Raw genomic sequence first — 21537 nt, 5'->3', positions numbered from 1 at the left:
CCATGAATCGTTCATCTGTTCCAGACAACAAGCCGCTAAACTCGCAAACTCCTAAGCAATTTATGATGGTTCTATTGATCTGTCTAATCTTGCTCGGCTTATGCGTGATTGCATCCCTATTATTTGGCTCTCGGGTAGTGAGATTTCATGACTTGATAGACGGTTTATTTCATCAAGACATCGACTCCTTCGGGGCAAGCATCGTTCGAAAGCGGTTATCTCGGACCGTTTTCGGCGTATTTTGCGGTGCTGCACTCGGCGTTTCTGGAGCGCTTATGCAATCGGTCACACGCAACCCGATTGCAGACCCAAGTATACTCGGGGTTAACACAGGCGCATCCTTGTTTGTCGTTTGCGGAATTGCGTTCTTGAACATAACAACTGCTAATCAATATATTTGGTTGGCTTTAGCAGGAGCAGCAATTACCGCAGTTTTCGTGTTCGGAATAGGCTCTATGGGACGCGGAGGGGCTACGCCCCTTAAGCTTGTTTTGGCGGGAGCTGCCATAAGCGCCGCCCTTTCCTCCCTGGTAAGCGCAATCATAGTTCCACGCTCTTATGTCATGGATCAATTCAGGTTTTGGCAAGTAGGCAGCATCGGCTCAGCAACCTGGGACGCAATTGCTACTTTTGCTCCTTTTCTGATCATCGGCATACTGATCGGCATCCTTACGGGTCCAGCACTCAATGCATTAGCATTGGGAGACGAGCTGGCGACCGGACTTGGCGTTCGAACAGGCGTACTGAGAGTTATTGCAGCTTTTGCGGGTGTCCTTTTATGTGGTGCAACTACTGCACTGGCTGGTCCCATTGGTTTTGTTGGACTTATCTCCACGCACGTCATTCGCCTTATACTTGGCCCGGATCTGCGTTTTGTAATTCCCATGTCAGCTATTGCTGGAGCAATTATTATGACTCTATCTGACGTCATCGGCAGGCTGGTCGGCAGCCCTGGAGAGCTTGAAGTTGGTGTCGTTACAGCCTTTATAGGGGCTCCATTACTGATCATACTAGCTATTAAATCGAAAGTGCGCTCATTATGACAAATACCTCTATTGCATTTATTATGACAGGAAGGCGTCAAAGACGCCGCCGATGGATACTCGTTACTAGCCTACTTGCCATACTCTCCTGCATGCTTTGCTGCGCCATGTTATTACTGGGAACCACCCTTTATCCAGTTAAAGATGTCATCCGAGCGCTCATAGGAGAACAGCTCCAAGGTGTTTCATTTGCAATAAATACTGTGCGTCTACCGAGAATGTTAGCGGGTCTCTTTGCCGGATTTGCCTTCGGACTTGCAGGGAGCACGTTCCAGACGATGCTGCGCAACCCCCTCGCCAACCCGAATGTCATCGGAATTACCGCCGGCTCGAGTGCGGCAGCTGTTTTTTGTATACTCATTCTTCATGCAAATGGACCTGTAATTTCCTTTGCTTCCGTGATTGCCGGTCTTGCTACTGTCTTGTTCATATATTTATTGTCCAGAGGAAAATTATTTTCGATCGGGCGATTAATCCTTATCGGGATAGGCATTCAAGCTATGCTTGACTCTGTCATATCTTACCTTCTGCTGGTTGGTGCACAGCAAGATATACCCGCAGCGCTCAGATGGCTTAGCGGCAGCCTTAATGGTGTTCAAATGCATGAGCTCCCGTCTCTGATGATCACAGTGCTTATCTTCGCACCTATAATTATCGTGCTTGGCAGACATTTAAGTCTGTTGGAGCTTGGCGAGCAATCCGCCACGTCTCTGGGCATTAACACGGACAAGACAAGGATTGCACTTATTGTCAGTGCCGTTTTCCTTGTTGCTCTTGCTACCGCTACAACTGGTCCAATAGCTTTTGTCGCCTTCCTTTCGGGACCTATCGCCAAGAGATTAGTCGGAGTTGGCTTCTCAAGTGTAGTTCCAGCAGGTCTTGTTGGCGTTAATTTAGTTTTGGCAGCAGATCTCATCGGACAGTTTGCTTTTGTGTCCAGATTCCCTGTAGGCATCATAACCGGAATACTTGGAGCGCCGTATCTAATCTTCTTGCTAATCCGAATGAATCGAAAGGGAGATCTATAATGAAACCGACACATGCTTTTCAAGCGGAACAAACCTTCTCAGGCTATGACAATAAAACCATTGTCCAAGGAATAAGCCTATCTATCCCTAGCAATAAAATTAGTGTCATTATTGGGGCAAATGCCTGCGGTAAATCTACGCTCCTCAAAACACTGGCAAGGCTAATAAAGCCAACATCAGGCAAAATCACCCTTGATGAGAAGCCCATCGACAAAATTCCGCCAAAGCAATTGGCTCGAGTTTTAGGCCTGCTGCCGCAGTCCCCCATTGTTCCGGAAGGGATTTCCGTCGCAGATTTGGTTGGACGTGGAAGGTTTCCGCACCAGTCTTTGCTCAGTGGCTGGACTCACAAAGATTATGTGGCCGTAGCAGAAGCCATGGATATTATGAAGATCACCGAGCTTGCCAATCATAATATTGATGAGTTGTCAGGAGGCCAGAGGCAGCGCGTTTGGATTGCCATGGCTCTGGCGCAGCAAACCGACATCTTATTTCTCGATGAACCGACAACTTTTCTAGATATCACCTATCAAGTCGAAATTCTTGATTTACTTACAGATCTTAACCGAAAACACGGTACCACCATCGTTATGGTGCTTCATGACATCAACTTATCCGCGCGTTATGCAGACCATATTTTCGCTCTTCATCGTGGGAAGCTTGTAGCTGAAGGTGAACCGTCGAAGGTAATTACAAGCACATTGGTGAAGGATATTTTCGGTCTTGACTCTATTGTCATAGAAGACCCCATTTCGGGTTCTCCTTTGGTCGTACCAAAGGGTCGATATCATGTGAATAAGGAGATTATTTCTTAATTTTTGCATAGATACTCCGACTATAATGATATGAGGCTATCCCAAAAGTTCAAAAGAGAGGCTATCCCGCGGTCATTTGATGACTTGGAACAGCCTCTTTTTGGATTTTCCGATAATAAGTAGTTAGTGAAATTTCAAGCTGTTTGCAAGCGCCGTTACTTATATTAATATTGTCCTTTAATTACGAAAAACGAGCCTCGAATTGTTCCAGCTAATTTGGACTTCTGCCTAGCGAATTTGAACTTCGTTTCTAACTCCTTCGGTACTTCCATTCCCTCTGAAAGCTTAAAACCAACTGCCCGCTTCTTAGGGTCATCAACCGTATACATCACATTGATCGAAAGACCATCCTCGTAAAAAACGTATGTAAATTGAATATTCTCCACTTGAAAACGCGATGTTTCTAGAGGTTTGGCAGCAAACTCAATGTCACGTTCTTTCAAAATTTTGTTCGCGTAATCTAGGTTTTCCTGACTTTCACTAGCTGGTACAACCTCAAATTCATGTTTGTATTTGTTCATGAAATAACGTGCTTCATTCGCGCGTAGACCAGCAAGCGCTTCTGCTACAGGTGAAGACTCTAAACCTATTGTAGACACATTTTTAAAATCAACGATATACGACATTTCCATCCCTCGTTTTCTCTCATTATTTGATATTAATAGGATTCCATATTTTGATAAAAGATAAACGGTTCTGCTACTAATATTATATCAAAAATGGTTGGAGAGGAACTTTTCATTATACTAAAAGAGTAGACAAAATTAATTTCAATTGTAACGAACAATATCTTTTGGGGATATATAGTTGAGGGGAGTGAAAAAGTGGCAAAGAATCTGGAGGAAATCTATAAGAATTATGCGAAAAATGTCTACCGTTACTTGCTTAGCCTCACTCATGATGAAGATCTAGCTGAGGAATTAACGGAAGAAACGTTCTACCGCGCTGTATACTCGATTAATTCCTATAACGGCTCCTGCAAAATAAGTGTTTGGCTATGTCAGATCGCTAAGCACGTGTGGTATCAGGAGCTTAGAAAAAGAAGAAAACATTCAAACCAAGAGTTGAACGAGGATATCCCTTCGTCGAACATGTCACCAGAGGAAGCTAGCCTGTTCCAGAGCAACAAAATGGACTTGTATCGAGCTATTCACCAACTGAGCGAGCCTATGCGGGAAATAGTTCATATGCGTATATCCGGCGAATTTTCCTTCGCGGAAATAGGCGAAATACTTGGCAAAAGTGAAAATTGGGCACGCGTCACTTTCTATCGAGCCAAACAAAAAATTATGGAGGTGTTATAGATGATTAAATGTCATATTGTTCAAGACCTTTTACCAAATTACATTGACAGCTTGCTTAGCACGGAAACCGAACATGACATTCAGCAACACTTGCAGCAATGCGAGGCATGCCGTGCGCTCTATGCCAAGTTGTCCAATTCAATAGACACCCCCGCATACCAAGCGGATAAGAAGGAAATTGATTTCTTGAAAAAAATAAGAAAGAACACAACGAAGAAAATACTGGCGGGATTAGCAGCACTGCTGCTGATTTTTGCGCTTTCAACTTATTTTTTCGCCATAGGCTCCCCAGTCCACAAAACAGACCTTACTTATACGACCAACGTTGTGGGAGACGAGTGGCGAATTAATATGGAGCTTACCAACGGCAAAGCCTTGCTCGTAAGGACGGAGCAAATTTATGGCGAGAAAAATAGCAATGGTGTCCGTCCAATAATTGGTGTACTTGTAAAACCTCATGAGTTGCTGCCTTCCCCGCTCCTTGAAAGCGACAATACTTCCTTTATGTTTGGCAGTACGATTGATAGCTTCAACAAGCGTAATTACAAGATCGTCCTTCGTCTAGGAGACGGTGATATTGTTTTTACATCAGAGAATTATGACAAACAGCACTCATAACTGCAATGGAGACTAAGTGAAATACCGTCGATTATCTCGACGGTATTTCGTATAGATCCGTTACTTTTGCACTTTACCTCGCACCAGCCGTCCAAGCCATGCCTCCAACAGACCATCCCGGTTGCTCTTCTCCATCCATACAGCCAAGATGACAGACAGAAGCCAAACACCAACGGCCACGCATGCTGCGATGCTGTTGCTGACATGTCCCCCCATTTTCAAGGCAACAGGAGACAGAAGCAAAACAAGCAACGCTTCATTCCACACGAAGAAGGTCAAAGAACGTTTACCCAGCGCTGTGAGCGCACGAATTAGTCTACCGGGCTTCTTCAGCTTTACCCCAATAATGCCGAAGAACGCTGCATAAGCGATACCTCCTGCGAAACCGGTTATAATGTGAACTCCGTAAAGGACGCCGGCTGTAAAGAAGTCCGGACGCCATACAGAGCCCAGAAGGGCTATCGGTAATGCACCCAAGATCGAGACTGCGAACATGGATGTAGCAAGAATGGAGAGCGTTCTGATCTGTTGCTCCGGATTCGTCAGCATGTGAGACCTCCCCATCCACATGCCGAGCAAGATGGGCGGCAGAATCGGAAACAAGGCGTGAATCATCAGCGGGATTGTTGGAAATGTAAACAACCTGCCCAAGGCTATATGAAGATATGTGTCAGAGGCAGAGAACTCTGGGTCGAATCCATAGCTCCCGATTTCTTGTATGAAAGATCCCCATATCATGGTGATCAGCACAGCATATAAAATGGTCATGACCGCAAAAATTCGCAGAATTTTCCGATTCTCATGCTTGATCAGCCAACTGAAGAGCAATCCCGCGAGTCCATAAGCCATCAGTATATCCTGGCCCCCGATCACGACTGCCAACACGATTCCAAATAGAATCAGATACCAGCAACGTCGCCTGATCGTTCTCAAAGCCTCATTGGTGCTCAGTCCTCTCGACAATCTGCTATTGAAAGCGAGCACGAGTCCATAGCCGAACAGAACAGCGAACATCGCTCTGGCGCGGTTGTCGATCAAGAGCACCCCGAATATGTTTACGATCTGGTCGAATAAATCGGCGCCCTTCGCCCGCTGCATAATCCCCGGCTCCGCATTGTACAAGTAGAGCGGCGCATGAGCGAGCGTTATGAGCAGCAGCATCACACCTCTGGCCAAGTCGAGTGAGATGGCTCGAGTTTTCTGAAGCATTCGCATCTTCTCCATCTCCATGAATGATACTTCACTTCAAACAATGATAAACAGCCATCATATCTCGTTTATTCAACTCGCGAATCCGATTGTAAATAGGAATATCTGCAACTTCCTCTGTACGTGAACTTTCCGTGACAACATCACGTACTTTGCCAGTTAGCCATGTTTGTACATCTATGCCATCGACGACTTCCTTGCGCCCTTCATCATTGATGCCACTTACATAACAGCTTACACATGGCACTGATAATTTTTGAACACCATCATGGAGTCCATCTTCTGAAATGACTCTCTTACCGCCACAGAATGGGCATGGATGACTTGCTTTGATCTTATTAATTTGAGTAACAATTTTAGCGTAACCAAACACTTCATAGACATAAGTTAGCTTTTTATATTTGCCATTCGTAAAATACTTATCAATAATGCTTTCTCTCGTTTCTACAATATCGGCAAAATCACAGATGGTAATCGCGTTTTTACGGCTGATGGCCTCGAGGTTACTTTTAATCTTGTCCCGAAAAGGTACAGCATTCTGTAAAACCACTTCATAGCCTACAAAGCTGGCAAGTTCCAACTCTAGCATTTTCAGCGCAACTTTGGTTTCCCTAGGTAGTAAAGAGACATCTTCGGTTAGTGCAAGCTCTCCGCCAACGATTGTTTTTAGCTTTTCTAGTTCTGGCAACTTGCCTACGGCTTGTATGACCTGATCAATCGGCTGTTGAATAACCTCACGAATATCCGTGCTGCCGAATTTCAGCTTTTTATGATGCTTTAACACGGTTCCATGACAAACTGGGCAGCTAATCATTTCCTTGGAGGCTTTCATAGCTTCTTTAAGAGGAATATTTTTCGAAATAACCATATAACGCCCAAGAATGAAATTAAATCCTTCCCATGTTCTCGAAGCCTTCCCTGCTCTATCATAAAATGATTTTTCCCAGTAACCATATAAGAACGTATTCTTCTCCGCCTCGGACATTTCATTGAAGCTTTTTCCCATATCGTGACCAAGTTCGTTCTTTATCTCTTCAAAAAGGAAGTGCAATTTGGCATGTTGATAGTATTTCAAGACATCCATAACCTCAGGAAGTAACATGCCATCCCAGAATGGCACTGTTTGGTCTTGAATGAGAACGCCCATATCAAATTGTTCAATGACGCGGCGACCCGAACAACTCGGACAATGATTGTCTTGATAATAGAAATCAAAGCTGCTTGTATCTTTATTGGTCGGATGAGAAGCAACAATATGGTTGATCAGTCCACCTATTTCATAGAGAAAACTATATTGACTATACAGGTGTCGTTCAAGATCAATCGCGATAACGGGTGCAATCGTCTCAGACTCGTATTCACCATAAATCACACGGGCGATTGGCGATAGACTTTTTAAGATACCACCCTTATAGACGTTTTCTGCCTTTTTAAAATAGTTCAAATGATTTTCTTGTAAGTAATGAATCCCTTGCTGCGGCTTGAGTGTGGAGGAAATAGGTGATGGGGTCCTATGCTCTTCCCCATTTTTCTGACGATAATAATCCTCATGACTGACAACATCAAGATGACTAACAGGTTCAGCCTGCCTTTTGCCAAAATCAACGATAAAATCAGAGCTTTCTAGCATATAAGCATTATGTTCTATCATCAGGATGGAGACAGATTCGTCTTCCAGAATATCTCTGACACTATCAATAAATTGGTTTAAAATATTTTGAGATAAACCTTTGGAAGGCTCGTCAAAAATAAAAAGCATATGCGGGTTTCTTGTATTGGCAAACAGTTCAGAAACTAAATGGACACACTGAAATTCACCCGTTGATAATGACTGTGTTTTTCTTTCCAATGTCAAATAACCAAGACCTAGTTTGTTCAATAAGCTCAGGCGTTTATGAGCAATGTCTTCATTTGGCAGTTCATCAATAATATCTTCAATCGAACGCTGAAAAATATCATCAATATCGTCACTATATTTGGTGAGCTTCTTTTTAATATCAAGAAAAGTCGCAACGGTCGACCGGCTGGAGATTGACTGGTTGCGATCTTGCCCAACCACGACCAGTTTATCTTTGGGATAACGTTTCTGAAAATCCTTCACAATACACTCATTAACAAGTGTAGATTTACCACAACCCGACTCTCCCGTAAAGGTTACAAGTCTATTTTTCGGAATCTCAATGTTAGCCATTTGAATATTACGACAATGCAGATCTTGAAATTGATAGAATTCGGTCGGTACTGCCTGATTGCGTTCCGAAATAATAGGTGCTGGACGCGGTGATTCTTCAACAATTTTCCCACCGTATTTCCCACTACCAGGTCCGAAGAACAATTGCTCATCTGTCGTATCCAGCACGGTGTCAGAATGATCGATGAGCCAAATCTGATTCTTATCTCCTAATTGTTTAATCTGTTCTAAAATCTTCAATAGCGTTTGGTGGTCGAGACCCACTGAGATTTCATCAATAATAATAACCGTATTTTCACTTGTTGCCATGAATTCTGCCAAGTACATCCGCGTTATCTCTCCACCTGACAATGTACCCATAATGCGATTTAATGTTAAGTAACCAATATTCATATGGATGATATTTTGGAGAATATGCTGCTTTCCTTCACTAATGTGTAATTCCTCTGCAAGAGAAAGAATCGTTTCCATGCTTAAGTTATTAATATCGGAAATACTATGTGGTTTATTCCATAATTCCATTTTATATTGCTCAACTTCTTGATTGTAGCGCCTGCCTTGGCACTTGGAACATTCGACATTTTGGGTTGTGCTGCGGCCTTTACAATCTGGACACCAACCCAAAGGATTATTAAAGGAAAACACTTCTGGAGAAAGATTAAATTGTTCAGCTAGACGCTCGCGAATCTCTTTAAAAACGCCTGTGTGCGTCCCAATGGTTGAACGAGGATTGGATGAGATCGATGATTTTCCGAGAAAAAGGACTAAAGGCATTTCTTCCATCTTGATCGCACTAAAATTAGTTTCCATAATCTCAGGAAATAGATACTGATATTCTGCCTTAGGCAATAAAGAAACCAGACGTTTCTTGGATTCTTCACCAATCGTTTGGCAAAACGTTGTTTTACCAGATCCAGATAGACCAGCAATTCCTAACGATTTATCTACTGGGAGCTCTGCATCTAATCGATTAATATTGTTCGAAATCAATTGAATTATTTTCATATGTACATCCTTTCTTTTCTTTTACTCTTATTATTTCCATGTTATCACAGTGTTAAATGCTAGGATTGTTTTTTATCGAGGTTGACGATGAAGTATCGCTGGATCATAGCCATAAATGACTGCCACCTTCCTAGTGAATGTCCAATATGTAAAATAAACCCGATAAATAATATGGTTAAAATTGTATTTTTTGTTGTTTATTTTAGATTTTGTGAATAGTATACTTAATTAGAAGAAGGGGAAATGTGGAGGTCATTATCACATCCGCCAAGGGTACGTATGATAAGGAGGCTAATTATGTTGAGGAATAGTACAAATTCAGGTAGAAGCTCTGTAGTAATGACTGGGGTCTTATTAATAGCCGGGTTGATTACAGGGATATTTAGTGTTGTTCCTGTTATAGATGGAGCAGACTACCTTGTAAAGGCTTCTACGAATGAAAATCAGGTACTAGTGGGAGCGTTTTTCCAGTTGTTAATGGTTTTTTCATATGTCGGTATTCCTATTTTAATGTATCCGATACTAAGTAAGTATAATAAAGGCTTAGCTCTTGGATCTGTTGCTTTCGGCATCATTGCGGGTGTGTTCATTATTATTGGTGTAATCATACTTCTATTGCTATTAACATTAAGCTATGATTTCGCAAAAGCCGGGGCTCTGAATGTATCGTATTTTCAGAACATGGGTGGTTTGTTACGGGAAGGACGCGATTTGGTGAACCATGTGGCAACGACACTAACATTTGTTTTGGCTATGTTCTTGTTTAACTGCATTTTCTACCAAACAAGATTAGTTCCACGTTGGTTGTCAGCTTCGGGTCTTATTGGGTCTACATTGTCCATAGTGGCAAGCTTCTTATTTATGATTCGCTTCATCGGTCTAGATGCAACCTACATGATATTGAACATTCCAATAGCCCTTCAACAATTGGTCTTGGCTATATGGCTAATCATTAGAGGATTCGATTGGGTGAAGACTGTGTAACTGGATTGGTATCAAATGAAATTGCAGAAAAAGCGAAAAATTTCGCCGGCACTTATAATTTTTGACCTACTTTGCAAGAACCATTTCCTTACGGATTAACATCGTAAACATTAACGTTATGAAAGCAATTGATCCGACCACAATAGCAAGCATCCATATTGCGAAGCTAAAGCCGTATGCGGTGGAAGCCAAACCGCCGCCAAATGCGCTGGCTCCTTGAAACAGATAAGAGACGACAAAAACAGAGGACAAAAACTGCGCTTTGTATTCGGGTGACGCGTACAAGGCAGCAAGGCCAATCCCTCCGGTTACAGTGAAACCATAGCCGAGTCCTCCGGTAATCGACGAGATGACAAATAGGATGAAAGAATGCATCTCCGACGCCATGACAAGAACAACCAATGTCGAGCCTATCAGAACCGTTCCGATACGAATTGAAGGCAGCGGACTCATTCGTCCTGCAATCGTAGCACCTACCGCAATTAGCAAGCTCAAAACCGATAACACCATACCGATCACAAGAATATCTTTCGTCCCAACGACATCGCGCGCAATTTGAGCCCCAAGAGATAAAAATATTCCTCCATAGGCAAAGCCGATTCCTACGGCTAATGCTGCCAAGAGATAAATGCCCCATAATCCTTTCGGTACCTTAATCCCCGCAGGTCTCCAGTTAGATTTACCATCGGATCGAGATCTTTGATTTTTCGGAAGGAAGAAACAAAGGATCATGCTGACAAATATGAGTAAGGATAACACCCAATAACTTAAATGTAGCGGAAATGGTTCATATTTAATTAGAATTGCCCCAAGAATTAGTGCAATGAACACACCAGCTGCCTGAGTAATCGTGTTGATCGATCCGGGAAATTTCGAGTTCGATGTCGGATTAAACTCTACAAGCGCTGCAGCCCCTGCCCCCGACGTCAATCCGACCCCAAAGCCTTGCAGCGCTCGAGCGACAAACAGCCAGTGCAAGTTCGGAGCTAATGCAAAAACGAATGCGCCAAAAAGGAGAAAAATAAGTCCGATGATTAACGTCATTCGGCGTCCTATGTAATCTGAAATATTACCTACTATTACGAGCACCAAGATGATTGCAATTGGATACATAGCAAAGATACCTGTCGTTGTTGACTTGGAGAGGTGCCAATCCGTTGCATATAATGGAAACACAATAGAAGGCGCTGCACTCGACCATAAACAGAGCACGAGCACCCAGGCGACTATCCAAAATGCAGCTTTGTTTGAATTGCCTTTCATTAGTCATCCTCCATTTTGCAAAATAATAAGTCGCTTGGCGAAAAAAGCAATATCGTGTAGTCTCCCCTTTTTCCAGACACTTATTATAAATTTTGGCAGTGCCCAGTCTCTTTAAAATGAGTGAGACTCCGAATTGTCTATATCGACAAGTTCTCCACATAACCCTATCGATGTTGTTCAGGTTGATGAACCTTCGAAGTGCTCTTGATTTTTTTGACCACCCGTACTAAAATTAAACTATTAGTACTAAATTTAAATCGTGAGGATCAAAAACAAAATGAATAGCCAAAAAAAGTTGTCATTCATCGAAGAAGCAAGGCGAAACCAAATCATGACGTGCGCAATCGAGATTATTTCCTCGAGAGGTTATGCACAAGCCTCTTTGGCACAAATCGCCAAAGAAGCTGGGATCAGCAAAGGGGTGATTTCCTACCATTTCTCCAGCAAAGACGATTTGATCGAACAGATTGTGTCCGACTTATACGAATCTGGCTCTACGTTCATGACACCTTATCTTGCGGCGCAGACGACTGCATTGGATTGGATTAATACATATATCGAGAAGAATGTGTTGTTCATGAAATCGCATCGGAAGCATGTTATTGCCGTAACGGAGATTATATTTCATGCAAGGGACCAGGAGGGAAAGCCTCGCCATTTCAGGAACATCGATACGGATGCCACAATCAATGTGCTTGTGAAGATGTTGCACAGGGGTACTATGGAAGGGGATTTCCGGGAATTTACCGATTTCTCCGCTCGCGTATTAGCGGCCACGATCCGATCGGCCATTGATGGACTCAGCTTTCAGTTAGCAGCGAGTCTTGTTCTTGACCTGGACGCTTATGCTAAAGAGCTCGTTACTATTTTTCAAATGGCTGCACACAAGGTTTGAATCGCTTTATCCATTACCATTAAGCAAAGGAGTTGGTGAGGTTGAATAAAACATTTGTGGTCGGTATCATCTTGATCCTGATCGGGATTGCGTGGGGCCTGCTATTGGACGGAATTGGAATGCGTGAATGGTTATTGTTGCTGTCAGGAATCGTCCTAGGGATTATTGCGGGTCTCGTTCAACGCTGGGCTGTCGCCAGACAAAGACTCGGGCTCATCACACCGGGCAAGAAGAGACTATGGATTATCGGCGTCATCGTTGTGCTTATCATTGTAAAAGTTGCCATAAACGTCTTCATCCCGTCTTATCTTGCGACGAGTAATAGCGGCATCTACCTGTCCATCGTTTACGCCATCGGGGGGCTCCTCCTCGGTCATGCATTGTATCTCAGATTCAAACCCCTTCCTCAGCCAGCAAAGCTAGGGGCTAATCGAATGTGATTCGCATTTCCTTAGCGCGTAGCCTAGACACATATCAACCCCGTACGCCGCAAGCAATTCCAAAAAAACTTGCTGTTATTTGTGGTATGGTTCAGCATATCGTCTGCAGAGCGAAATTAAAAAGGCGCCCAATTGGACGCCTTCCATCTTGCCTGTCTATTTGAGCATTTGATAAACTTGCTCGACATCCTTATCCCCGCGGCCTGAAAGATTGACGATAATAATTTGATCCTCGCTCATCGTCGGTGCCAATTGCTTCGCGTAGGCAATCGCATGCGCGCTCTCTAAGGCAGGAATGATTCCCTCTGTGCGCGACAGTTCCTGGAAGGCTTTCAGCACTTCCTCATTGGTGACCGTTGCATATTCAGCCCGGCCTGACACATGCAGGTGACTATGCTCCGGCCCAATGCCCGGATAATCCAGTCCTGCGGCGATGGAATAGGTCTTCTTCGGCTGCCCTTCCTCATCCAACAGCACTAAACACTTGAAGCCATGTATGATGCTCGGGACGCCTTGGGTTAAAGATGGTGCTTGATCGGGCTCGACACCGATTAAGCGAACGGTCGGCTCGTCGATGTAATGAGCGAAGGCACCAATTGCATTGCTGCCACCGCCTACGCAAGCCACCACTGCATCTGGCAAACGACCCTCTTTCTCTACGATCTGCCGCTTCGATTCTTCACTAATAATGGCCTGAAAGTGCTTGACCATCGTCGGAAACGGATGTGGACCAACCGCGGAGCCTAGCAAATAAAACGTATTTTTATAATTGCGAACTAAATCGTCCAGTGCCTCATCTACCGCATCCTTCAATCTTCCTTGGCCTTTATGCACCGGTACAACCGTCGCACCCAGTAGCTCCATTCGGAACACATTAAGCGCCTGCCGGCGTGTATCTTCAGCTCCCATATAGATGACGCATTCCATATTAAACATGGCGCAAGCCGTTGCCGTAGCAACACCATGCTGGCCGGCACCGGTCTCAGCGATGATCCGCTTGGCACCCATCCGCTTAGCGAGCAGAATTTGGCCAATCGCATTGTTGATCTTATGCGCTCCAGTATGATTCAAATCCTCACGCTTTAAGTAAATTTTCGGTCCTCCCCATGCTTTGGTCAGCCGCTCCGCATACGTCAACGGATTCTCGCGTCCAACATATTCGCTTAGGTAATAACGAAGCTCTTCCTTAAATTCCGGGTCGTCTCTAAACTTGTAAAATTGCTCACTCAAGTAACTCAACACTTCCTGTAATTCCGGTGGGACGAAGCTGCCGCCAAACTCCCCAAAGTATCCCTCTTGCTGCAATAGTTGGTCCATAAGTAAGCGCCTCCATTTTTGTAATAGGAATGATACTCTCTTCTTTTATTTTACCATAATTTCCCGATCTCGTATTTAAAAGAAAAGGTATGATACGCCTTGCGGCTCGGCTGTGACGCAAAAAAGCCCCTAAAAGAGGCTTTTCATCATTTCAATTTGTTATCGTATCGTTTGTTATAAGAGAAACATTTCCTTCAATGTCATTACAATCAACTATCACTTCAACTCTCTGCTTTACCACTACTTATGATACGGTTCCCCCCGATTTATCCGCATAGCGCGATAAATCTGCTCCACCAGCACCAGCCGCATCAGCTGGTGCGGCAACGTCATGCGGCCAAAACTCAGCCGCATATCCGCACGGCGCAGCAGCTCGCTCGAAAGCCCCAGCGAGCCGCCGATCACGAAGGCCACCTGGCTCCGCCCATAGGTGGCTAACTTGTCGAGCGAGCCCGCCAGCTGCTCGCTCGACCACATCTCGCCGTCGATGGCCAGCGCCACGACGTACACATCCGGACGCAGCGCAGTCAACAGACGCGCGCCCTCACGATCCCGCACCTGCTGCTCCTCAGCTGCGCTCATATTCTCCGGTGCCTTCTCGTCCGGCACCTCGATCATTTGCACCTTGGCATAAGGCCCAAGGCGCTTGACGTACTCCGCGATCCCATCCACAAGATAGCGCTCCTTCAACTTCCCAACCGTTAAAATCTGAATCTGCATGAACGAAACATCCCTTTCCTTAATCCATCCCTTAACCACCCAAAACAAAAAGGAAGGCATCAGCCTTCCTCATACAACTAGAAATCGCGCTAACTCCTGGCAATGCTCACAATGTGAAGGAGGCTCCCAATTCGCGAAGTGGGTTTTCAGTAAATCCACAACGTCCGGCGCTTCCTCGAATTCATCGACAAACTCATCAATCGCGATTTCCACATGATCTTTACAAACTACGTGCATGCAACTACCTCTCATCCGCATTGTTTCAATATCTTATTTATCGGTTGCTTCCACTAACGTTACCACCGCATTCATCTTCTTGCCGCCGCGATAAAACGTAACGTTCACTTTATCACCGATGTGCTTCTCATTATATAAATACTTACGCAGCGTGATCGTACTATCGATCTTCCGGTCATCCAGGAGTACAATGACATCCTGCGGTTTGAGTCCAGCATCTTTGGAAGGTCCAGATACTTCGAAGACGATAACTCCAGTTTTCACATCTGCGGGCAGCTTTAATACATCCGTCCCTTTAAAAGCTTGCAATTCCTGCGTCGATACACCCATCAGCGGTCTTTTGACCTTGTGATCTGTGATCAGATTATCGATAATCGGCTTCGCGCTGTTAATAGGAATCGCAAACCCTAATCCTTCAACGCCAGTATCCGAAATTTTCATCGAATTGATACCAATCACTTTGCCCTCGATATTCACCAGAGGTCCACCGCTGTTACCTTGGTTGATCGCCGCGTCGGTCTGAATAACATCCATCTCCCAGTCATAATCTGTACCCTCACGGGACAAGGAAACTGGAATTGTTCGTTTTGGTGATGAAATGATGCCCTGCGTAACGGTTGGCGAAAAGCCAAGTCCTAGCGGGTTGCCGACAGCAATCGCCATTTCACCTGCGCGCAGCGTCTCGGAATCGCCAAATTCCGCAATCACCTTGATATCTTTACCATCGGCTTCCAAAACCGCCAAATCCGTAATCCGGTCGCGGCCGACCAGCGTTGCTTTGCGATGCTCGCCTTGAAAATTGACAATTTCAAACTGGTTCCCATTTTCAACAACATGGCTATTCGTCACGATCCGCACTTTATCGCCATTTCGAGAAAAAATGACACCCGATCCGATCCCGATTCCGCTCTCTTGGCCCTTATCATCCTTCTTGGAGGAAATCACGCTGACCACGGCCGGCTTAATTTTCTCCGTTGCTGCCACGACAGAGTCGTTGATGTTCATGGGGCGCGTCTCGGCATTCGCAACTGCAGCCGGTATCGCTATCGCATCGGCTTGCGGTTCACTTTGACCCAACCCGCTAACCAATCCAACTAGCAAAAGCATAGATAAAGCCCCGCCTACACCCGCTACAAGGGCCACATTTCGTCTTCGTTCCGTAAAGCCTGTAAATCCACCCGAACGTTTAGGACGCCATACAGGCTCTCGCTGCTTGGTTCTTTTGGTCGAATAAAAATCATCATCAAACAAACTCACAGGGTGTCCCTCCTTGCTGACAGGGGGCGGGTCATGCCGCTCTTGCCTCAGAATCTTATTTGCAAAAAATAGGAATGTTTCGTTCCGTTCTTGCCTACAATAATAGTAAACCAAATCTCTTAAGGAATTACTAGAGTTAACAGTAACTTTAAATTAGAAAACCAAAGGAGAATGCACATTATGAATCGTATTCCATCCCATATGGACGAAATCAACATGATCGGGAAGCTTGCTGACCTCAAAGACAGCCTTTACCACCAATCCCTCGTTCTTTCATCTCTCATTCAAACATTGATTGATAAGGGCCTAATCACACCTCAGGAAATTCAGCTCAAATCCAAAGAAATCGACGCCGCACTTACTCCGAATCCAATACATCCCATTTCGTAGAACGATCGAAGTACGTATCCATTAATCGTAGCTGTTTAGACTCAGGGGCGCGCTCTTGTACTATGTTATTCACCGTGAGCCTGGCCAAATCCATTAAATTATGGTCACGGCTCAAATGTGCCATATAAACGGACTTCGTCTTATTCGTCATCACGTCACAGAGCGCTTCTCCCGCGGCCTCGTTGGATAAATGCCCCTTATCCCCGAGAATACGGCGCTTAATGCTCCAAGGATAGTGCCCAACGCGCAGCATGTCTACATCATGATTCGTCTCTAGCACCAAAGCATCCGAATCTATAATTTTCTCTTTCACTTTCTCGCTCATATAGCCCAGATCCGTTACGACACTTATCTTCTGCTCTCCTTCATAAAAGCAATAACCCACCGGTTCCGCCGCATCATGCGAAATCCCGAACGATTCCACGCGCAGAGTACCGAACTCTTCGACGCTGCCGGTTTCCATAACCCGCTTGTTCTCTTCCGCAATGACACCGATTTGGCGATCCAATTCTACCCACGTCTTCTCGTTCGCATATATGGGCAAATCGTACTTACGCGCCAGCGCGCCTAAACCTTTGATATGATCCGAATGCTCATGCGTGATCACAATAGCGTCAATCGTGTTCGCTGCTAGCTCGCGTTCCTTCATCAACGCCTCCATCTTCTTCGCGCTGAAGCCCACATCGATAAGCACCTTGGTCTCCCCATTGTCGACGACCGTCGCATTCCCCGTCGAACCGCTCGACAGCACTGTAAACCTCATACCCATCCTACCCTGCTCCTCTATGCATACATGTACACATGCTTTTTAGCTGTTTATGTAAGTCGCTATCGTTCTACTTCTTATCTGGCTTGTTCTTATCGTCGTTGTTACTTGTACTTTCTGGTTTACCGATTTCTTGTGTTCCAAAAGGAACAGGATCCGACCCTTTTTGCGGAGATTCCACCGCGCCGTTGAACGCTTGCAGATAATAAATATCCCGATTATCAATCGTAATCCGCCAGTGCGGAAACATCGGCTGCGTCTGGGAGTTATATGGCTGTCCATGGTACCCCAGTCTGACCTCCGTTATAATCGATCCTTCACTTAAATAGTTATCTACAAGACTGCGTACCGCTAATTGAGCGGGAATCAGCTTCTGCTCCGTTTGTTCTACTCCTGATTCTACTTCAACGTAGGCTTGACGGTAACTGGTAATTTCTCCATTTTCCTCATTCAGCTCTACAGTCACATCAAAAAGCGGAAGCTTGCCATACAGCTGATTAAATACATAAGTACCATTCGTTCTTACTGCCGAATCCAACTGATACAAGTTAAAATTCGGAATTTCCGACTGGGCTTGAACCTCTTTACTTGCCCCTTTGCCGAGCAGCGCGCTCATGCTTAAAGGCGTTTTCAACACTTTCTTATCCCCAGGCTTTATACTATCGTCATATTTCACCGTAATCACCTTCAGCTTCGTAACATCCGTCGGTAATTCATCGGCTAGCCGAATATTTTTACTGTGGAGCGCACGATTCAGCTCTTCGATCGTCCCTGATGTGTCTAGCGAGATTTCCGTCTGATTGGAGCGATTGGTGGACCACAGCTGGAAGCCAAGAATCATATTGAGCAGCAAAAAGGAGCAAATCAAGATCGTTTTGGCCCTGCTCCAATTCATGATCTCACCAACCTTTCCATGAAGATAATCTTAATCAAGCTTATTCGATGAAATCATACGTGCCATCCCGCAGCTCCAACGCCCATACAGGAACTAACGTGAGCGTCTTATCCGAAACAACCGGATGATAGGCTGGGAAAATAGAGACGATGCTGGACCGCCGCTGATAATACTGCAGCCGTTCTTCTAACGCATCACCAGACAATATTTCCCCGTCACGCCGCTGAGCGGTCTTCAGATCCGGAATAATCATTGACCGTTCGAATCCAGAGATGATTCCCTTCTGCACCTGCATTTTCAGAGAACCATAACCTTCGGGCTGTGCCGTCACAATCGGCAAGGATTCATAATACTGACGGAACGTAAAGGCCTGATTGTCAAAAAGCTGCTTCTGCGGTGTTCGCGCCACCATATATTTCCCATCCCAACCAATATGCTGGTTGATAAATTTAATACCCGCCAGCAAGTTTTCCAGTACTTCGCTTTTGCTCTCCACAGGGGCAACGGGATCGGAATACGTAATCCATCGCAGGTCACGATTCAGCTGGAAACCGCGTTTACTATCCGTGTAGATTTCCGAACCATCACGCTCTTTGAGATAGCGGGTGATGCCGGGATCTACGAACAGACTCTGCTTCAATTGATCCGCCGTAAGCAGCGTGTAATTGAATGTAAAACTCGGCAGCCTAAGCGGCTTAACCGGCAGATAATAATCACCGCTATTCGTCGTCTTGTAGAGATTTGTAATATCGCCGAAAGCCGCGAAATTTTCCACGTCTTTACTTGTAAAATCGGCCCCGATTACCTCGTACCCCACGCCTGGCGAATCCGTAAAGAAGAAAGCGCGAACATCTTCGTTATTGCCTTTCGAGTAAATCCAGATCCGCGTCACTTTATCGTTCTCCGCTGGCAGCTCACCTTCAATCCGCAGCACCTGCTGCAGAATGGTGAACGGAATGCCATCCCGGAACCGAATCTCAACGCCTTGCTGTTTATTCCGAACGTCTTCCCAGTTCACATTCACCAAATACATGGACGTTTTGCGGAAGCCCTTAAAGCTCCGCTGCTTAATATTATCGAGCAATCTTGTATAGTAATAATTGGTTGGATACAGCACGGAATGCTGTTGGTTGCCCAAATGAACAATAATCTGATCCGGGAATAACATGTCCTGCAGCTCTGCCTGTTTCCCAAGCGTCTCCGTTTGCACATAATTACTCTGTTGGATAGGCTCAATCTTAGGCGGACTGTACGACGCCAGCAAGAAACTTTGATACAGCGAGGTACCAATCAGGATGACAAGCGCGATAGATTTTAAACTCTCAATCATAGCTCATCTTCCTCCTCTTGCTGAATCGGCAGCGTGAATACAACACGGGTTCCTTGTCCCAACTCGGACTCTAGATTAATCGTTCCGCCATGCGCTTTGACTATTTCCCGGGCAATGGATAACCCTAGTCCTGTACCGCCCATATTCCTTGAACGCGCTTTGTCTACTCGATAGAACCGGTCAAAAATACGGGTCAAATCCTTCTTCGGAATCCCAATCCCATTATCCTGAACGGAAATCTCCAGCATATCCTTCTCAATCTTCCGAGCCTCCAGCCGGATCGCGCCTTCATCGCCCGTATATTTAATCGCGTTCGACACCAGGTTATCGAGAACCTGATCGATCTTGTCACGGTCGAGCAGCAGGCCGGTTACACCCTTCTCTACCCGAATCACAATCTCAATCTTGCGCTGTTGCAGCTGAAAAGAGAACCGATCGGCCACTTCCTCCAGCATCTCGCTTACAAGTGTTGTTGATTTGCTCATCATCGACTGCTTGGAATCCAGCCTCGATAAGTGTAAGAGATCCGTCACCAAGCGGATCATCCGCTCTGTCTCGCTGCGTGTCACGCTGATGAAGCGAGAAGCCAATTGCGGCTCCTCAATAGCGCCGTCATCAAGCGCTTCGAGGTAGCTCTTGATCGTCGTCAGCGGTGTGCGCAGCTCATGCGACACGTTAGCGACGAACTCGCGTCTAGCTTGCTCCAACTTCTCTTGATCCGTTACGTCCTGCAGCACCGCAATAATCCCGCTTTGCCCTTCTCCCCGGCGATGAATCGGTGTGAACGTGATGCGTACGGACAGCTGTTCATCATCATCCGGAAGCTCAATATCGAGCAGCGTCGTTCGCACCTCTCCCTGAAGAAGCCCTTGAATCGTTTCGTCCGGAATCCCGAGCACCTTGGAGATATCGAGGCCGATTGTCGTCTCATCTTCCGCCTGCAGAATTTGCTTCGCCCTGCGGTTCAGGACGATGACATGCCCCTTATCATCCGTTGCGATGACCCCGTCATTCATATTCGTCAAGATGGATGCCAGCTTCTCCTTCTCTTCTTCATTGAGAGAAAGGGCTTCCCTGAGCCGATTCATCATGAAATTAAACGTATGTCCGAGCTGACCAATCTCATCGGTACCTTGAATAATAACCTGCTGATCAAAATTCCCCTCCGCAACCGCTGTCGCCTGCTTCGTGATCTCTTTGATCGGATTCGTAATCGTACTTGTGAGGATGACGCCAAGAATAGCGGTTAACCCTAGCGCAATCAATGTACCCGAAATCAGGATGCGATTAATCGACCGGATCGTCTTATAGACATCCTCCATAGACGCGATCAGATAGACAGCGCCGAGAACACGCGCACCGCTGCCCACGGGCTTAGCGATGATGACCTTCCGATAACCATCCTCATCCGTGAAGATCCGCTGGTTGTCCTTGATCCCTTGCAGCGCTCGGATGACTTCCGGCTGCGTATTTTTTTGCTTTAAATGATTAGGAACCGACGTACTAATGACGTTCCCGTTGGCATCTATAATTTGAATTTCAGCATTATTAATTGAAAATAAATTGCTAACGAACTCGTTCAGATCTGCGTACGTCTTCTTGCCTTCGGCAGCATTCTTGCTATCCTGATCTCCTGTGAGATAGGACCCCACGAAACCAGCCAGCAGCGTAACCTGACTATTGCGTGAAGCCAAGAAGTCGTTCTTGAAATACGTCTCCACTGTTTTGTAGAAATACACGCCGATAAGCTGCATCGCAATCAAAATGAGCAGGACATACACAATAATCAGCTTCGCTTGGATCGATTGGAAGAAGCGGATGCCCTTCATG

General features: G+C 45.4%; 21 protein-coding genes. 9 read left to right on the top strand and 12 right to left on the bottom strand.

Annotation, left to right across the window (positions count from 1 at the left end):
- The first annotated feature begins 2 nt into the window (after positions 1–2).
- From AC58VC_RS27660 to AC58VC_RS27650, 3 genes are read left to right on the top strand one after another with little or no spacing between them, the layout of a single operon-like run.
- Complete coding sequence (locus AC58VC_RS27660) at positions 3–1043, top strand: FecCD family ABC transporter permease (protein ID WP_497373427.1); 1041 nt, start codon at positions 3–5, stop codon at positions 1041–1043.
- Positions 1040–2071 (top strand): FecCD family ABC transporter permease, encoded by a 1032-nt coding sequence (locus AC58VC_RS27655; RefSeq protein ID WP_497373425.1) that lies wholly within the window; start codon positions 1040–1042, stop codon positions 2069–2071. Before AC58VC_RS27660 ends, AC58VC_RS27655 begins: the two co-directional genes overlap by 4 nt.
- On the top strand, positions 2071–2886 hold the full coding sequence (locus AC58VC_RS27650; RefSeq protein WP_497373423.1) for an ABC transporter ATP-binding protein: 816 nt from the start codon (positions 2071–2073) through the stop codon (positions 2884–2886). The genes AC58VC_RS27655 and AC58VC_RS27650 overlap by 1 nt, the downstream gene beginning before the upstream one ends.
- A 164-nt stretch (positions 2887–3050) precedes the next feature.
- Here the strand turns inward: AC58VC_RS27650 and AC58VC_RS27645 are convergent, their stop codons facing one another.
- Positions 3051–3512, bottom strand: a complete 462-nt coding sequence (locus AC58VC_RS27645) for a DUF8821 family protein (RefSeq protein WP_497373421.1) — start codon at positions 3510–3512, stop codon at positions 3051–3053.
- Positions 3513–3710: 198 nt separating this feature from the next.
- Between AC58VC_RS27645 and AC58VC_RS27640 the strand changes: the two genes are divergently transcribed.
- Together AC58VC_RS27640 and AC58VC_RS27635 are read left to right on the top strand one after the other, a co-directional pair.
- Positions 3711–4190, top strand: a complete 480-nt coding sequence (locus AC58VC_RS27640; protein WP_497373419.1) for an RNA polymerase sigma factor — start codon at positions 3711–3713, stop codon at positions 4188–4190.
- Positions 4191–4808, top strand: coding sequence for a zf-HC2 domain-containing protein (locus tag AC58VC_RS27635; protein WP_497373417.1), 618 nt, complete (start codon positions 4191–4193; stop codon positions 4806–4808).
- Between the two features lie 60 nt (positions 4809–4868).
- Here AC58VC_RS27635 and AC58VC_RS27630 read toward each other — a convergent pair whose 3' ends face one another.
- Both AC58VC_RS27630 and AC58VC_RS27625 read right to left on the bottom strand, forming a co-directional pair.
- Entirely contained in the window at positions 4869–6023 is a 1155-nt protein-coding gene (locus AC58VC_RS27630; protein ID WP_497373415.1) for a DUF418 domain-containing protein, read from the bottom strand.
- A gap of 25 nt (positions 6024–6048) precedes the next feature.
- A complete protein-coding gene (locus AC58VC_RS27625) occupies positions 6049–9213 on the bottom strand; it encodes an ATP-binding cassette domain-containing protein (RefSeq protein WP_497373413.1) in 3165 nt (1054 codons plus the stop codon).
- Positions 9214–9510: 297 nt separating this feature from the next.
- On the opposite strand from AC58VC_RS27625, the gene AC58VC_RS27620 reads away from it, so the two are divergent.
- A complete protein-coding gene (locus AC58VC_RS27620) occupies positions 9511–10197 on the top strand; it encodes a DUF4386 domain-containing protein (protein WP_497373411.1) in 687 nt (228 codons plus the stop codon).
- Between the two features lie 66 nt (positions 10198–10263).
- On the opposite strand, the gene AC58VC_RS27615 is transcribed toward AC58VC_RS27620, so the two are convergent.
- Complete coding sequence (locus AC58VC_RS27615) at positions 10264–11460, bottom strand: MFS transporter (RefSeq protein ID WP_497373409.1); 1197 nt, start codon at positions 11458–11460, stop codon at positions 10264–10266.
- Positions 11461–11737: 277 nt separating this feature from the next.
- On the opposite strand from AC58VC_RS27615, the gene AC58VC_RS27610 reads away from it, so the two are divergent.
- Together AC58VC_RS27610 and AC58VC_RS27605 are read left to right on the top strand one after the other, a co-directional pair.
- Complete coding sequence (locus AC58VC_RS27610) at positions 11738–12355, top strand: TetR/AcrR family transcriptional regulator (protein WP_497373407.1); 618 nt, start codon at positions 11738–11740, stop codon at positions 12353–12355.
- 119 nt (positions 12356–12474) lie between these two features.
- Positions 12475–12795 (top strand): hypothetical protein, encoded by a 321-nt coding sequence (locus AC58VC_RS27605; protein ID WP_497373405.1) that lies wholly within the window; start codon positions 12475–12477, stop codon positions 12793–12795.
- A gap of 156 nt (positions 12796–12951) precedes the next feature.
- Here the strand turns inward: AC58VC_RS27605 and trpB are convergent, their stop codons facing one another.
- The 4 genes from trpB to AC58VC_RS27585 form a co-directional block, all read right to left on the bottom strand.
- A complete protein-coding gene (trpB, locus tag AC58VC_RS27600) occupies positions 12952–14112 on the bottom strand; it encodes a tryptophan synthase subunit beta (RefSeq protein ID WP_497373403.1) in 1161 nt (386 codons plus the stop codon).
- 240 nt (positions 14113–14352) lie between these two features.
- Positions 14353–14832: a 23S rRNA (pseudouridine(1915)-N(3))-methyltransferase RlmH gene (gene rlmH / locus AC58VC_RS27595; RefSeq protein ID WP_145665639.1), complete on the bottom strand. Its 480-nt coding sequence runs from the start codon at positions 14830–14832 to the stop codon at positions 14353–14355.
- Between the two features lie 69 nt (positions 14833–14901).
- Positions 14902–15069, bottom strand: a complete 168-nt coding sequence (locus tag AC58VC_RS27590) for a CxxH/CxxC protein (protein ID WP_497373401.1) — start codon at positions 15067–15069, stop codon at positions 14902–14904.
- Between the two features lie 33 nt (positions 15070–15102).
- Positions 15103–16326: a S1C family serine protease gene (locus AC58VC_RS27585; RefSeq protein ID WP_497373399.1), complete on the bottom strand. Its 1224-nt coding sequence runs from the start codon at positions 16324–16326 to the stop codon at positions 15103–15105.
- A 180-nt stretch (positions 16327–16506) separates the two neighbouring features.
- Here AC58VC_RS27585 and AC58VC_RS27580 point away from each other — a divergent pair, with 180 nt between their 5' ends.
- Positions 16507–16716 (top strand): hypothetical protein, encoded by a 210-nt coding sequence (locus AC58VC_RS27580; protein WP_235959445.1) that lies wholly within the window; start codon positions 16507–16509, stop codon positions 16714–16716.
- Here AC58VC_RS27580 and AC58VC_RS27575 read toward each other — a convergent pair.
- From AC58VC_RS27575 to walK, 4 genes are all read right to left on the bottom strand, one after another.
- Entirely contained in the window at positions 16685–17485 is an 801-nt protein-coding gene (locus AC58VC_RS27575) for an MBL fold metallo-hydrolase (RefSeq protein WP_497373397.1), read from the bottom strand. The genes AC58VC_RS27580 and AC58VC_RS27575 overlap by 32 nt on opposite strands.
- Before the next feature lie 67 nt (positions 17486–17552).
- The gene (gene yycI / locus AC58VC_RS27570) at positions 17553–18377 is read right to left on the bottom strand and encodes a two-component system regulatory protein YycI (protein ID WP_497373395.1); all 825 of its coding nucleotides are present in this window, start codon (positions 18375–18377) and stop codon (positions 17553–17555) included.
- Between the two features lie 40 nt (positions 18378–18417).
- The gene (locus AC58VC_RS27565) at positions 18418–19707 is read right to left on the bottom strand and encodes a YycH family regulatory protein (RefSeq protein ID WP_497373393.1); all 1290 of its coding nucleotides are present in this window, start codon (positions 19705–19707) and stop codon (positions 18418–18420) included.
- Positions 19704–21536: a cell wall metabolism sensor histidine kinase WalK gene (gene walK, locus AC58VC_RS27560; protein WP_497373391.1), complete on the bottom strand. Its 1833-nt coding sequence runs from the start codon at positions 21534–21536 to the stop codon at positions 19704–19706. The genes AC58VC_RS27565 and walK overlap by 4 nt, the downstream gene beginning before the upstream one ends.
- Between the last annotated feature and the right edge of the window lies 1 nt (position 21537).

The sequence above is a fragment of the Paenibacillus sp. J22R67 genome, assembly GCF_059692175.1.
Note: the sequence above shows the minus strand (reverse complement) of the source record. Positions and strands in the feature narration are given on the sequence as shown.

Coding starts and splice junctions, on each gene's coding strand:
- walK (WP_497373391.1), bottom strand. CDS start 21,536: ATGAAGGGCATCCGCTTCTTCCAATCGATCCAAGCGAAGCTGATTATT.
- AC58VC_RS27635 (WP_497373417.1), top strand. CDS start 4,191: ATGATTAAATGTCATATTGTTCAAGACCTTTTACCAAATTACATTGAC.
- rlmH (WP_145665639.1), bottom strand. CDS start 14,832: ATGCAGATTCAGATTTTAACGGTTGGGAAGTTGAAGGAGCGCTATCTT.
- AC58VC_RS27630 (WP_497373415.1), bottom strand. CDS start 6,023: ATGCGAATGCTTCAGAAAACTCGAGCCATCTCACTCGACTTGGCCAGA.
- AC58VC_RS27660 (WP_497373427.1), top strand. CDS start 3: ATGAATCGTTCATCTGTTCCAGACAACAAGCCGCTAAACTCGCAAACT.
- AC58VC_RS27615 (WP_497373409.1), bottom strand. CDS start 11,460: ATGAAAGGCAATTCAAACAAAGCTGCATTTTGGATAGTCGCCTGGGTG.
- AC58VC_RS27620 (WP_497373411.1), top strand. CDS start 9,511: ATGTTGAGGAATAGTACAAATTCAGGTAGAAGCTCTGTAGTAATGACT.
- AC58VC_RS27580 (WP_235959445.1), top strand. CDS start 16,507: ATGAATCGTATTCCATCCCATATGGACGAAATCAACATGATCGGGAAG.
- yycI (WP_497373395.1), bottom strand. CDS start 18,377: ATGAATTGGAGCAGGGCCAAAACGATCTTGATTTGCTCCTTTTTGCTG.
- AC58VC_RS27565 (WP_497373393.1), bottom strand. CDS start 19,707: ATGATTGAGAGTTTAAAATCTATCGCGCTTGTCATCCTGATTGGTACC.
- AC58VC_RS27610 (WP_497373407.1), top strand. CDS start 11,738: ATGAATAGCCAAAAAAAGTTGTCATTCATCGAAGAAGCAAGGCGAAAC.
- AC58VC_RS27590 (WP_497373401.1), bottom strand. CDS start 15,069: ATGCACGTAGTTTGTAAAGATCATGTGGAAATCGCGATTGATGAGTTT.
- AC58VC_RS27645 (WP_497373421.1), bottom strand. CDS start 3,512: ATGTCGTATATCGTTGATTTTAAAAATGTGTCTACAATAGGTTTAGAG.
- trpB (WP_497373403.1), bottom strand. CDS start 14,112: ATGGACCAACTATTGCAGCAAGAGGGATACTTTGGGGAGTTTGGCGGC.
- AC58VC_RS27605 (WP_497373405.1), top strand. CDS start 12,475: ATGCGTGAATGGTTATTGTTGCTGTCAGGAATCGTCCTAGGGATTATT.
- AC58VC_RS27625 (WP_497373413.1), bottom strand. CDS start 9,213: ATGAAAATAATTCAATTGATTTCGAACAATATTAATCGATTAGATGCA.
- AC58VC_RS27575 (WP_497373397.1), bottom strand. CDS start 17,485: ATGGGTATGAGGTTTACAGTGCTGTCGAGCGGTTCGACGGGGAATGCG.
- AC58VC_RS27650 (WP_497373423.1), top strand. CDS start 2,071: ATGAAACCGACACATGCTTTTCAAGCGGAACAAACCTTCTCAGGCTAT.
- AC58VC_RS27655 (WP_497373425.1), top strand. CDS start 1,040: ATGACAAATACCTCTATTGCATTTATTATGACAGGAAGGCGTCAAAGA.